The 13,459-nt window shown below is 63.6% G+C and carries 12 protein-coding genes; 7 read left to right on the plus strand and 5 right to left on the minus strand.

Features of this window, described 5'->3' with window-relative positions; all coding sequences use genetic code 11:
- Positions 1-150: 150 nt before the first annotated feature.
- Together P3H15_RS14410 and P3H15_RS14415 are read right to left on the minus strand one after the other, a co-directional pair.
- The gene (locus P3H15_RS14410) at positions 151-1,206 is read right to left on the minus strand and encodes a substrate-binding domain-containing protein (protein WP_276137857.1); all 1,056 of its coding nucleotides are present in this window, start codon (positions 1,204-1,206) and stop codon (positions 151-153) included.
- Between the two features lie 231 nt (positions 1,207-1,437).
- The gene (locus tag P3H15_RS14415) at positions 1,438-2,085 is read right to left on the minus strand and encodes an FMN-dependent NADH-azoreductase (protein WP_276137858.1); all 648 of its coding nucleotides are present in this window, start codon (positions 2,083-2,085) and stop codon (positions 1,438-1,440) included.
- A 379-nt stretch (positions 2,086-2,464) separates the two neighbouring features.
- Here P3H15_RS14415 and P3H15_RS14420 point away from each other — a divergent pair, with 379 nt between their 5' ends.
- From P3H15_RS14420 to P3H15_RS14445, 6 genes are all read left to right on the plus strand, one after another.
- The gene (locus P3H15_RS14420) at positions 2,465-3,298 is read left to right on the plus strand and encodes a mycofactocin-coupled SDR family oxidoreductase (RefSeq protein WP_276137859.1); all 834 of its coding nucleotides are present in this window, start codon (positions 2,465-2,467) and stop codon (positions 3,296-3,298) included.
- 94 nt (positions 3,299-3,392) lie between these two features.
- Positions 3,393-4,460 carry an L-glyceraldehyde 3-phosphate reductase gene (mgrA, locus tag P3H15_RS14425; protein WP_276137860.1) on the plus strand — a complete coding sequence of 356 codons (1,068 nt, stop codon included), beginning with the start codon at positions 3,393-3,395 and terminating at the stop codon, positions 4,458-4,460.
- A gap of 323 nt (positions 4,461-4,783) precedes the next feature.
- On the plus strand, positions 4,784-6,370 hold the full coding sequence (locus tag P3H15_RS14430; protein ID WP_276137861.1) for an FAD-dependent oxidoreductase: 1,587 nt from the start codon (positions 4,784-4,786) through the stop codon (positions 6,368-6,370).
- A gap of 52 nt (positions 6,371-6,422) precedes the next feature.
- Positions 6,423-6,554 carry a hypothetical protein gene (locus P3H15_RS14435; RefSeq protein WP_276137862.1) on the plus strand — a complete coding sequence of 44 codons (132 nt, stop codon included), beginning with the start codon at positions 6,423-6,425 and terminating at the stop codon, positions 6,552-6,554.
- 166 nt (positions 6,555-6,720) lie between these two features.
- Positions 6,721-7,401 (plus strand): ThuA domain-containing protein, encoded by a 681-nt coding sequence (locus P3H15_RS14440; protein WP_276137863.1) that lies wholly within the window; start codon positions 6,721-6,723, stop codon positions 7,399-7,401.
- 180 nt (positions 7,402-7,581) lie between these two features.
- On the plus strand, positions 7,582-9,117 hold the full coding sequence (locus P3H15_RS14445) for a PucR family transcriptional regulator (protein ID WP_276137864.1): 1,536 nt from the start codon (positions 7,582-7,584) through the stop codon (positions 9,115-9,117).
- A gap of 80 nt (positions 9,118-9,197) precedes the next feature.
- On the opposite strand, the gene P3H15_RS14450 is transcribed toward P3H15_RS14445, so the two are convergent.
- The gene (locus P3H15_RS14450) at positions 9,198-10,751 is read right to left on the minus strand and encodes an APC family permease (protein WP_276137865.1); all 1,554 of its coding nucleotides are present in this window, start codon (positions 10,749-10,751) and stop codon (positions 9,198-9,200) included.
- Between the two features lie 568 nt (positions 10,752-11,319).
- Between P3H15_RS14450 and P3H15_RS14455 the strand changes: the two genes are divergently transcribed.
- Entirely contained in the window at positions 11,320-11,754 is a 435-nt protein-coding gene (locus tag P3H15_RS14455) for a heme-degrading domain-containing protein (protein WP_276137866.1), read from the plus strand.
- A 66-nt stretch (positions 11,755-11,820) separates the two neighbouring features.
- On the opposite strand, the gene P3H15_RS14460 is transcribed toward P3H15_RS14455, so the two are convergent.
- Positions 11,821-12,372: a VOC family protein gene (locus P3H15_RS14460; RefSeq protein ID WP_276137867.1), complete on the minus strand. Its 552-nt coding sequence runs from the start codon at positions 12,370-12,372 to the stop codon at positions 11,821-11,823.
- A gap of 139 nt (positions 12,373-12,511) precedes the next feature.
- Positions 12,512-13,423, minus strand: coding sequence for a DMT family transporter (locus P3H15_RS14465; protein WP_276137868.1), 912 nt, complete (start codon positions 13,421-13,423; stop codon positions 12,512-12,514).
- Between the last annotated feature and the right edge of the window lie 36 nt (positions 13,424-13,459).

Genomic DNA, 13,459 nt, shown 5'->3' on the forward strand with positions numbered 1-13,459 from the left:
AGAAGATAATCGTTTCACCTTGTGACCTAAGCCTCAACCATTCCGGGCAACAAGGCTAGACACAACCCGGGTGGCGCTCTGCGGACTTATGCACATTGTGTGCACTCGACGGAGCTACGAGCGCCCAGACACTCCAGGGCGGCGCCCGAATCAGCCGATCGGGGGCTTCCCCGTGGTCTCGCGCTCGACGAGCTCCGTGTCGAGGGTGACCCGTCGGCGGGATCCGGTTCCGTCGATCTGTTCCAGAAGCATGGCAGCGGCCCTGCGCCCCTTCTCCACCAGAGGCTGCCGAATGGTGGTCATACGCCACATTTCGGCGATCGGCGCATCGTCGAATCCGATGACGGAGACTTCTTCCGGCACCTTGATCTGTTGCCGGTGGAGTACCTCGAGCGCAGCTGCCGCATGAACGTCGGACGTGGCGACGACCCCGGTCACCTCAGCACGAGCGAGGATCCGCTCGGCGGCCTGCATGCCACTGCTCCGGTCGATACCCCCGGCCCCTTCGATGATCAGGTCTTCGACTGCGACCCCGTACTCACGGCAAGCGTCGAAGTACCCCAGCAGTCGTTCCTGGACCACTCGCTCTGTGGCGCCCTTGACGTGCCCCGAGAGGATCGGTCCCGGACCGTCCCCGTAGTGAAGCCGGTCCGCGATCACCGCAATCCTGCGGTGACCGAGCTCGAGGAGATGGGACATCTGGCTGCAACCGGCCTTGCGATCGTTGATACCCACGTACGGCAACTTGCTCGACTTCGGAGAGTCGATGGCCACGGCTGGAATGCCCCGCTCGATCAAGACGTCGATCATCGGATGTGCTGTCGGGACGTTGTGGATGACGACCCCGTCGACCAACCCGCGCACTGCCGGCGACTTGTGCTCGGTGATCAACTGGTCTCCGCCGGCGAGCGGCAGCAGCGTCAAGGCCACGTCCGCGAGTTCCCCGATCTCGACGATGCCCTTCATCAACAGCGTGGACGACGGGTCGTCGAGCGCGTGGACGAGTGAGTCGGTGACCATGACGCCGACGGCTCCCACGCGTCCGGACCGCAGACTGCTACCCATGATGTGGGGGCCCGTGTAGCCGATCTGGCTGGCGATCTCATAGATGTGCGCTCGCCGTTGCGGGGACACTTTCGGAGAGTTGCTGTAGGCGTACGACACAGCGGCCAGCGAAACTCCTGCCGCGGCTGCAACATCTTTCATCGTGACCACAGCTGCAGTCCCCTATCTCGCTTCCTTGCCGATGGTCGACAACGATGTTTCTCGGCAGCCGGGCGTGTTCGGTCGCCGAACGCACCTACCGGCCTGAGTCCATCGTATTGCCGATTGTTACATATGGACGACTGTCCAATCATTGGACGCCGACTCGCGGGTCGCCGCGAGGGTCGGGAACAGGCACTCGAGCGTTCACTTGCTCACCAACTGGCAGATCGATCAGCTCTTCACCAGCCTCGTCGCTGCGGCTGCGACCGATTCGCATGCCGAAGCAAGACTGCGCTGCGCGTCTGCGACGAAGACGTTCAGCTCCGGGATGGCCTCGGCAAGGGTCAGCTCGGCAGTGATCACCTCGACCTCCATCTTGAAGGCTTCCTCGAGGAGGAGCACCAGAGGAGGGACCGTGTGATCGGCATCCGGGTTGGCGGTGCCGGGCCCGTACTGGTCGCCGCGGCTGGAGATGATGACGGCGGGTTTGCCCGCCAACGGCTGCGACTCGTCACCGAAGGGAGTGGTCGTGCCCAGAACGTGCACGTAGTCCATCCACGCTTTCAACGTGGACGGCAGGGACCAGTTGTACATCGGCGCTCCGATCACCACCACATCAGCGCTGACGAGTTCGTCGATCAGCTCGTGCTGCAGCGCGTCGATACCGGCGTCCACCTCCGGCTGCGCCGGGCGAAGGCGAGGCGCCCAGTGCAATGCCGGGTGCGGCAGGTGCGGTGGTGGCTGCCGATGCAGGTCTCGCCGCACGACGGTGTTCGCCGTATCGGCCGTCGCCCAGGTTTCGGCGAACAGCTGAGTCAGCTGCCTGGACACCGACGCGTCCAGGTCGGCCGAAGAGTCGACCAGAAGTAGTTTCGACATCGTCACTCCTAACAGGGACGGTTGCTCCGCCCAGCGGGATGGTCGGCAGATGACAACCCAGCAGTGCGCCGACGGATCGCCATCCGAGAGTTTCGCTCCATTTGTAGATTGTGCTAGCTCGCTGCCGCGTCCTAGTGATACGCTTCACCTGGTGCTAGTGAAGCGTATCACCACTGGTGAGCCTGTCAATGCCGTTACCGATTCGACGGACCCCCATTGACGAATCATCTTTTGGTGATACGATTCACTCTCGAATTACGTTCCGGTAGTCAGCCTTTCGAGGAATCCGGGGCCCGGAGGCCGTCGAGGCGGACTCCGATTACCCGCGGGCATCCAACGCCCGCCACCACAACTCGCAACAAACGAATGAGAGAAGACCATGGGTCAGCTGGATGGAAAAGTCGTCTTCATCACCGGTGTCGCTCGCGGCCAGGGACGATCGCACGCCCTCACACTGGCACGCGAGGGTGCGAACATCATCGGCCTGGATCTGTGTCGCAAACTCGGCTCCACCGCCTACCCGGGCGCGACGGATGAGGATCTGCAGGAGACCGTCCGCCTGATCAAGGAGACCGGACAGGAAATCGTCGTCACGCAGGCAGACGTGCGAGACTTCGACCAGGTCAAGGCCGCCTTCGATGCCGGCATCGAGCGGTTCGGCCGTGTCGACATCGTCCTTCCCAACGCCGGCATCTGCTCAGGCGGTCTGACCTGGGAACTCGGCGAGGACGAATGGCGGGAGATGATCGACATCAACCTCACGGGCGTGTGGCACGCCATCAAGGCCGCGGTACCCACGATGATCGAGCAGGGTGAAGGCGGCTCGGTCGTCTTCACCGGGTCGACCGAGGCACTGAAGGGCGCCGCCAACATCTCGTCGTACTCCGCTTCCAAGCACGGCGTGACCGGGTTGATGACCTCGTTGGCGCGCGAACTCGGTGAGTACAACATCCGGGTGAATTCGGTGAACCCGACATGCGTCGACACGAACATGATCAACAACGACTTCGTTTACGGTCTCTTCCGGCCGGACCTCGAGAAGCCCACCCGTGCAGATGTGGAGGGCGCATTCACCGGCACGCATATTCTGCCCGTGCCGTGGATCGAGCCCAAGGATGTCAGCGAGGCCATTCTGTACCTCGTTTCGGACGCCGGCCGGTACATCACCGCTACCGCCCTGCCGATCGACGCCGGTTTCATCATCAAATCCTGAGAGCCCGTCCTTCTCGGGCGAATCACCTGATGCCCGGTCGCGGAGCAAGCCATTGCACGCGGCCGGGCGCTTCCGATCACCGTTGGAGCCAAAAGTGGACCGACCGTATTACGCCGCAGATGTTCCCGAGAGTCACCGACTGTATGCGGCGGCCGCAGACCGATACCAACACCTCGACTACCGGCGTGTGGGAACTACCGGGCTCCTGCTTCCGGCAATCTCCCTGGGGCTGTGGTACAACTTCGGCGACAACCGGACATTCGACAGCCAGCGCGAGGTGCTTCGGCACGCCTTCGACCGCGGCATCACTCACTTCGATCTGGCCAACAATTACGGCCCCCCGTACGGATCTGCCGAAGAGAACCTCGGACGGATGATGCGGACGGACTTCAAGTCCTACCGCGACGAGCTCATCGTCTCCACCAAGGCCGGCTGGGATATGTGGCCCGGGCCCTACGGCAATGGCGGGTCTCGCAAATACATGCTTTCCAGCCTCGACGCGTCGTTGGACCGGATGAGCGTCGACTATGTCGACATCTTCTACTCCCACCGCGCCGACCCCGACACCCCCGTCGAGGAGACCGTCGGCGCGCTCGACAAAGCGGTCAGGCAGGGCAAAGCCCTCTATGTCGGGATTTCGTCATACTCGGCCGCGCGGACCGAGAAGGCGATCGAAGTCGCTCGAGAACTCGGCACGCCACTGGTCGTGCACCAGCCCGCATACTCGCTGCTCAACCGCTGGGTCGAACGCGGCCTCCTGAAAGTCCTGCGCGACAACGGCCTCGGCGCCATAGGTTTCAGCGTGCTGGCACAGGGTCTACTGTCGGACCGCTACGTCGAGAACACTCGACCGGGCCGCGCCGTCAACCGTCCGACCCTGCGTTCCGAGATGCTCAACGACGACATGCTGCAGAGAATTCGCGCGCTCTCCGGGATTGCCCATGAGCGAGGCCAGACGCTCGCGCAGATGGCACTGTCGTGGGCGCTGCGCCCAGGAGGTGTCACCTCCGCACTCGTCGGTGTTTCGACCGTCGAGCAGATCGACGAGAACATCTCGGCCGCAGCGCACACCACTTTCACCGCTGACGAGCTGACCGCCATCGACGAGTACGCCGTCGACAGTACTGAACTCAACATGTGGTCCGTCTCGTCGACGCTGTAGCGGTTCGACAAGGGCACCTGGCTCGGCAGGGACTGACCACCCGGAACTTCTGACGCGAGTAATGTTCCCCCAGACCGTATTACGCCGATCGTATTCAACGAAGGATGGTTGCGTTGCGCGCGACTTGGCCAGCCGCGCCCCATTCACACCGACTACGCTAGTGATACGATTAACCAATCGCGTCTCGGTTCCCATCCCCCGCATTGCGGAGACCGATCCTTGTCGCGACACCCGCTCGACGAGGAGATGCCGGCGCGCACCGCAGGTTCCCGGTCGAGGCGTAGGACGAACACTCAAGCCATCCGAGACAAGGAACTGCACTTGTGAGAACCACCGGGCACGATCAGATCGACGCGTACGACCCACTCCGCACCGGTGCGGTGCTCGAGGTGGGCGATACCGACACCGTCACCGCCGACGTGGTGATCGTCGGATCCGGCATGGGCGGGTCCACGCTCGCATGGGAACTGCGTGACCGTGACCTCGACGTCCTGGTCGTCGAACGCGGGCGGTTCCTTCCCCGCGAACCAGAGAATTCGCAGGCCGCCGAGATGTTCCTCGCCGGCCGCTACAAGACTGCCGAACCGTGGTTCGACGGGAAAACTGGGGAGTCGTTCCAACCGGGGGTCTACTACTGGGTGGGGGGCAACACCAAGTTCTACGGCGGCAGCCTGCCGCGGTTCCGCGTGTCCGACTTCGAGGAAACGCAGCACTACGATGGGATCTCCCCGAAATGGCCGTTCTGCTACGACGACCTCGAGCCGTTCTACGCGGAAGCCGAACGGCTGTACCAGGTGCACGGGATCGACGGCGAGGATCCGACTGAACCGCCCCGGTCGTCGCCGTACCCGCTCCCGCCCTTGCCGCACGAACCGGTGATCGAGCGGTTCGCGACGTCGCTGCGCGCGCAGGGTTTGCATCCGTTCCACACACCGAACGCAATGAACCTGACGACGCAGGAACAGCGGCGACAGGCGACAGCGGCGGACGGCACGCCGTCGCAGACCGACCACAAGAGCGAGGCGGAGAACCGGGCGCTGCGCCCAGCCCTCGAATCGGAGAAGGTGCGCCTGCTCACCGAGGCAAAGGTGACACGGCTACTCACCGATCCGAGCGGCTCGCGAATCGTCGCCGCCGAAGCGGCGTTCCGTGGACGTACTCTCCGGATCGTGGCGAACCAGTTCGTCGTCTCGGCGGGTGCGGTGAACTCGGCCGCGCTACTGCTCCGCTCGGCGAACGAACAGAATCCGGACGGGCTCGGCAACTCGTCCGGTCTGCTGGGGCGAAACTACATGGTGCACAACAGCACGTTCTTCATGGGCCTCAACCCGTTCCGGAAGAACGCGACCGCATGGCAGAAGACGCTGGGTATCAACGACTGGTACGTCGCCGGTCCGGCGAACGAGTACCCGCTCGGCAACCTACAGATGCTCGGCAAGCTTCAGGCCGCGCACGTCAAGAGCGCTCGTCCATGGGCGCCGATGTGGGCACTGGGCATGGTCACCGACCGCAGCCTCGACATCTACCTCACCACCGAGGACCTTCCTACCCCGACCAACCGGGTCCGCATCGACGGCGACAGAATCATCGTCGACTGGACTCCCAACAATGTTGCCCCGCATCGAGAACTGGTACGCCGGGTATCGTCGGCGGTGCGGAAGGCCGGGTATCCGATCATCCTCACCGAACGCATGGGGATCGCGACGAACTCGCACATGTGCGGGACCGCGGTCGCCGGGACCGACCCGGCGGCGAGCGTCCTCGACCCCACCTGCCGCAGCCACGACATCGGCAATCTGTGGGTCGTGGACGGCTCGTTCTTCCCCTCGTCCGCCGCACTCAATCCGGCGCTGACCATCGCCGCCAACGCTCTCCGGGTGGCCCCGGAGATCGCCGCCGCGGCCCGGTAGGGGCTCGTCGCTCCTCCCTCGACTACCGTCCGATCCACTGGTGGAGTAGCTCATGGAAGCATCGGGAATCATCGCTGTTCTCGTAGGTGTCCCGATCGTCATCGTTCTGGTCGTGTACTTGTTCCTCGCTGCACTGGCAGTCGTCGAACAACGTCGACTCGACGTCGAATCAGAATGCCGCTGACCGTCCCCCAGTCCCGTAAGGCTCGACCCGATTCTCCGATCGGTGTCCATTCACGCTGCAGCACAATGAATCTTCGCCGGGCGAGCGCTGATGGGGTTGACTCGAACCACCAAGGTGATACGATTCACCAATCAAGGTGAACCGTATCACTAGAGGAGCTCGCACGATGACCAACGTCCTGTACCTGTACGGCGGCTGGCCCGGCCACTACCCCTACGACATCGCGGCCTGGTCCCGCGACCTGTTCGATGAACTCGACTTCGACGTCGAAGAGTCGCAGGACATCTTCACTCTGGACCGCGATCTGTCGGGCTACGACCTCATCGTGCTCGGATGGAACAACGCGCTGACCACCGAGGACCTCAGCGACTCCCAGGAGAAGAACCTGCTCGACGCCGTCGCCGCCGGGACGGGCGTGGCCGCCTGGCACGGTGCTGCGGCCGCGTTCCGGGCAAGCCTGAAGTACCACTTCCTTCTCGGCGGCGACTTCATCGAACACCCTGGGGGCGAGGCGTACCCGCAGCCGTATCGGGTGACGATCACCGACCGGGACCACGAAGTCACCGCGGATGTCGAGGACTTCGACGTCGCGTCCGAGCAGTACTACATGCATGTCGATCCCAACAACCATGTTCTCGCCGAAACGGTGTTCACGGGCGAGCACCTGCCGTGGCTCGAGGGACTGCGCAGCCCTGTGTCCTGGGTGCGCGACTGGGGCACGGGACGGGTCTTCTACCACTCGATCGGCCACACCCCCGCCGACCTCGCCGACCCGAACATCCGCCGTCTGACCAAGCAGGGATTGCGCTACGCCGCCCGCGCGACGAAGCCGTCCGAAAACGAGTAACGAGCACGACGGCGAGTCCGCGAGTACGGGACTGGGTCCGGGGTGGATCGTGTGACCACTCTGGTCCCCCGGCCGCAGTCGCGCCACCCAGTCCGGCTCTCGCGGCAGCGTCGACGCTTCGAACGGGCGCAAGCAGAGGCAAGTTCGTTTTCTGAATACACACTTTGTATATGGTGAGATATGGATTTCACGGTCGCCGACGCACTCGAACTCGACCTCCTGAAGAAGGCCGGTGCGCGAGTACTGACGGGTGGTGACAACCTCGATCGCGAGGTCCGCTGGGTGCACTCGTCGGAGATCTCGGACATCGCGCGCTTCCTTCGCGGCGGCGAGCTCCTACTCACCGCCGGACTCGGGATGGGGAACACCGCCGCCCTCCAGCAGGTCTTCGTTCGTGCCGTGGCGCGAGCGGGGGCCGCTGCCCTCGTCATCGAAGAGTCGGGGCGGATGTTCGACCGCGTCCCGGACGCCGTCATCCAGGAAGGCGCCACCTGTGGGCTTCCGATTGTGGCACTGTCCCAGGAGGTCCCGTTCGCAGGCGTCTCGGCTCAGGTCCACGAGATCCTCACCAACATTCGGCTGAGCGCTCTTACGCGTGAGCGAGAAGTGGAGTCGACCTTCTCCGAGCTTCTGCTGATGGGGGCGGACTCACTCGCGATCGTTCAAACACTGTCCCGCCTCACAGGTGGCGCGGTCGTGCTGGAAAACATCGTGAACCGGGTGACGGCCTACGTCGGGGACTTGAACGGGGTGGAGATCGAAGAGTGGGAGCGCCACGCGCGTGGGCTCCACAGCGATGATGCCGAATGCGTACGCCGGCCGGTGCTGATGCGCGGCCAGCCGTGGGGGTGGATCCACGTACTGCTCGGTCCGTCCACCGATCGCGACGGCGTGGTGTTCGCGGTGGAACGGGGAGCGGCCGCGGTCGCGATCTCGTTATTGACCGATCGCAGCCGTGAGGCACGCGACGACCAACGTAGTACGTCGCTCATCACGCGGCTGCTGCTGGGCGACCTGACGGGCATCGAGTTCGTCGAGCAGGCGAGCCGCCTCGGCTATCAACTCGGCTCCGGCCGCATCGTCGTCGCCATCGCGAACAAGGATCACCGAGACGATACCTCGACCGGCACCCGGATCCCCCGCCACGACGACGTCGCGGTGATCAGCGCGGACCTGGGCGAGTACACCGTGGCCGTGACGTCCGCCAAGACCGACCGCGAGAACCTGCTCGGCTACCTGGGTAACGCAGCGCAGGGTGGCGGAGTGAGTCGTGCAGTGGCGGCACAGATGCTTCCCGTCGCAGTCGCGCAGGCCAAGAGTGCCGCCGCGGTCGCCCGATCGTTGCCGAATTCCCCCATTCTCGACTTCGACGACCTGGGAGTGGAACGGTTGTTGGTCGCTCTTGCCCAGGGGCCGGAATTGGCGAGTTACGTCGAGGACGAGATCGGCCCGCTGCTGACGAAGGACGCTCGCTCCTCCGCTCCCCTGCTGCCGACACTGCGCGCATTCCTCGAGGTGGACGGTCGCAAGACCGAGGCGGCAGAGAGCCTGTTCATCCAGCGCCGCACCCTCTACAACCGACTCACGCGAATCTCGGAGATCCTCGGCAAGTCACTCGATGACGCGGCAACCCGCCAGAGCTTGTTGCTGGCGGTCAAGGGTCTCGACCTGTTGGAGGGGTCCTCCGTCGTGTCGCGCCGGACCCCACCCCGCTAGAACGGCTTCCGACGTCGGCGATGAGTCGAGCGTGCGTCCGGCCCGGACGGAATGTCCGGGCCGGAAGCGCGCTGTTGCCTTCAGTCTCTGACCAGTTCCTGATCGCGATCGGGTTCGTCGCTCCTGTTGTGATGATGCGCGCGAAGCCGATTGGCGATCTCGATGGCGTCGCCCTCAGGGGCCGACGATTGCTCGTACGGTTTTGCGATCGTCATGTAGACGAGTCCGATGACTGCGACGATCACGAAGCCGATCAGCGCGATCCAGCGATCGTAGAACGGCAGGCTGGTGTCGCCGTTCGGTCGAGCGAGAAGAATCATGGAGGCCACACCATAGATGAGCGCGCCGATGCTCACAGGCCATCCCCACTTGCCGAGAGTCCAGTTTCCGCCGGGCTTCCATCCCTTGGTCCGCGCACGCAGCGCGGCGAACACCACCATCTGGAATGCGAAGTAGCCGGCGAGCATCTGGAACGCCGCCACGCGGAACAACGCATCGGGGAGGAAGTACAGCAGGAAGAACAGGACGATCGGCAGTCCGGCGACGGCGATGGTGGCGTTGACGGGCACCTTGCGCGCGGAGATCTTCTTGAAAACGCGGCTTCCCGGGAACATGTCGTCGCGAGCGAAGGAGAAGATCAACCGGCTGCCGGCGGCCTGCTGGCCCATAACGCACGCAAGGAAGGACGTCAGTGCCACGACGAGGAAGACCTTGGTTCCGAACGTGCCGAGGGTGTCGTTCAAGATCGCGGTGATCGGGTTGGCGACCTCGCCGTCAACGACTCCCTGCAGATTCGGTGCCGCCAGGATGTAACCGACGAACGAGAAGAAGGCTGCGGCACCACCGAGAATCACCGTCAACATCATCGAACGGGGAATCATGCGGCTCGGGTTGGGTGTTTCCTCTGCGACCTCACCACAGGCCTCGAAGCCGTAGTAGAGGACCAAACCGATGATCGCCGCGGTGACGAATGCGTTGAAGTAGTCACCGTCGCCCGCGCCCATGGTGTCGAAGAGGACCGAGAAGTCGTTCTCGCGATGGAAGATCAGCAGGAACAGCCCGACCAGGATGATCCCCGCGAGTTCCGCCGCCAGACCCACCTTCGCAATCGTCGCCAACGTCTTGCTTCCGGTCGAGTTCAGTGCGAGGGCGATGAGCACCATGATCGTCGCGATGACGAGCTTCTGCCCCGGAGTCGACGAGATGTCCGAATCTCCGTGGAACAGTGCGAGGACGAAGTCCGCACTGAACATCGCCGTCGTGGTGCATCCGACCACGACCCCGGAGATGTAAATCCACGAGAGGATCCAGGCGTATTTCCCGTTCCACAGCCGCCTGGCCCACTGGTACAGCCCGCCCGCGATGGGGAACTGGGAGACGATCTCGCCGAACACCATGGCGACGAGTAGCTGGCCACCGGCGGCGATGAGAAGCCACAGGATCGACGGCGGCCCTGCAGTGGTGAGCGCCTGCGTGAACATGGACAACACTGCCACCAACGGTGACAGGTAGAGGAATCCGAGGGCGAAGTTCGACCACATGCCGATCTTACGGTCGAAATTCTCTTCGTAACCCAGCACGCGCAGATGCGCGTCATCACCGGACAGCGGCTGTCCTGAACTACTGGTTGACATCTTGCTCCTCATGAATGGATGCGGCGTGCGTTGAGGGCCAACGGGATCCGACACCGAGATTGATCCGTGTGCCGGTTTCCGTCCTGCGCGGTAGCGTCGCCTACTCGTGCTCGCGCAGAATCGGTTGGCGATTCGTCGGTGCTGACGCATATGACGGGTGTCACTTGTTCAATCTCGCATTGCCGCTGGCGCCTTCGGCATACCCAATCTGTGCAATTCGCGGGCGCCGCTCTTCACCCATTGTTCGGTCTGTTACACCGAGAGACCGCTTTTGTTAAAGACGGCCGAACAGGCCGAATTGTCCAGCGCAACTCTCCCTTTGGTGGTATGTTCTCAGCCTCGTCGAGAATACCGGCCGCACGGTCCAGCCGCGCTGACGAACCATGGCGATGTCGCGACTCGATATCGCGCACGTATGGTCTTCCGGCCATTCCACGAGGGCGTCCGCCAGATGGCACTACGTCAGGCGTCCGCTGCCGTCCGAGAAGTCAGTCGAGAAAGGCTGTAAGCATTGATCGAGAACACGGTTCAGTCCGAAATTCAGTGGGATTTGATCCACGCCGATGTGATGGCAGAGGTTGACGAGCTCTCATTCGAGCGTTTCGGATACGACGATGCGTGGTCGGTCGGAAGGCGACTCGTAGACATCTCTCGCAAACGCAACCATCCGGTCGCCATCGCCGTCGTTTTCGGAGAACAGCGAGTGTTCCACGCGGCTTTGCCCGGATCGTCCGCCAACAACGACGACTGGCTCGACCGCAAGTTCCAGGTGGTGCGCCGACACAACGCGGCGTCGTACGCTATCGGTTGCGCTCAGCGTGCAGTTGGTGGCGACTATTTTGCCGACAACGGATACGACCGTAGCAAGTTCGCTGTCGCCGGAGGCGCGGTACCGCTGAGGGTCCGGGGATCGTTGATCGGCGCGGTGGGCGTCTCCGGGCTGGCCGAAGAAGAGGACCACGCACTGGTGGTCGAGGTGCTCCGGGAGCACCGCGGACAATGAGTTCGGGAAAGGGGCCGGGAGCGCACCATGAGGCGCACTCCCGGCCCCGTCGTTCCGCGACGGTCGCTATCGCCAGCGGTCGGCCGGCGGCGCCATGTGTGAGCCCGGAAGTCCCTCGTAGAATCCTCCGGTCGCGCAGGTGGTGAGTTCCATCTGCATGCCCCAGGGTGTTCGGAAATAGAACCACCGCTGGCCCGCGACTGGGGCCCGGTCGTCGACACCGTTCGGACCCTCCATCACCTCGACGCCCGGAATCGCCCGCACATACTCGTAGCTCAGGTCGATGTCGTCGACGTAGAAGGCCAGATGGTGTCCACCGATGTCGCTGTTCCTGGGCGGCTCCGCAGCCTGTTCCGGAGCTTCGTATTCGAAGAGCTCGATGTTCATGTGCAGACCGACCCGAACCATCGCGATCCGACAGACCGCCTTCGGATCCACGTGCAGACGTCTGTACATCCCGTCCGACGCAGAGTCGGCGAACGGCCCGTCCTCGTAGACCAGTTCACCGCCGAAGTGGTCGACGAAGAACGCCACCGCGTCGGCGAGAACGGGGACGGTGAACGCCACGTGGTCGACGGACCGCAACGTGGGTACTCGCGCAGGCTGTGAAGTGCCCATTGTATCTCCAATTACCTTGTAGTTGAACTAGATTCACAGTGTCCTCATCGAGTGCGGCGCTCCGCTATCCGTTCACGTTCGATCCTAGAACCTCAGGCCGGGAGAATGCATACACAGACCGTGCAACGCTCCGTCCGCATCATGCACTCGATGTCTGAGTCGAGCGGGAGTACGTGCCGGGCACAGCCAGTAGGTCGCCCGGCCGGGAGGCCGAGTATGTCGTGAGAGCGCTGACCACACAGATCGTCGACACCGCGCACCACTCGACGATGCCGAGACCTTCGTCCAGGACGACCCACCCGCACAGAGCCGCTACTGCCGGGTACAGCGCCATCGAGGTGCCGTAGGCCGCGCGGCTGAGCCGCCGAATCGCAAACAGCTCCAACAGGGGCGGAAACACCGATGCCAGAAGGGCAGTGCCGGCACCCGCCCAGAGCACGTGCAAGTCGAAGAAGTTGGTTCCCGTGGCCGCCAGGCCGACGGGGACGACGAATACGGCGCCCACCGTCATGGCTACCGCTGGTCCCGCGTTTCCGGGAATCGATTTGCCGACAGATCCGTTGAGGGTGATTGCGGTCGCCCAGCACGTCGCCGCGATGAATGCGAGAAGTATGCCAACGAGGTCGACCTGCCCGTCAGCGCCTGCCAGCAGTACCACGGCAACGGCGACGACGAGAGCACCAACCGCATCTCTCATGCGTCGGGATGCGAAGAGCGAGATCGTGAGCGGTCCGAGAAACTCGATGGTTACCGCGAGTCCCAAACCGACGCGTTCGATCGCGGCGAAGAGGGTCAGGCTCATGGTGGCCATCACGACACCCAGTGCGATGACCTGAATCAGCTGTCTCCGCGAGAACTCTCGAAGTCGCGGACGCCCCACCAGCAGTAGCACAGGCGCAGCGACCATCATGCGGATCGCCACGACACCCACGAATCCGACCGTCGGCATGATCAGTGCGCCGACTGCAGCACCGAGTTGGAAAGACACGCCACTGAGCACCACCGCGCCCAGCGCAGCGGAACGGGTGGATAGGTTGGATAGTTCGGGCATAGGTACCTTCGGTTGGACGCGGCTTGCCGACCGTGC

The organism is Rhodococcus sp. T2V, from assembly GCF_029269925.1.
Lineage (GTDB): Bacteria > Actinomycetota > Actinomycetes > Mycobacteriales > Mycobacteriaceae > Rhodococcus_F > Rhodococcus_F koreensis.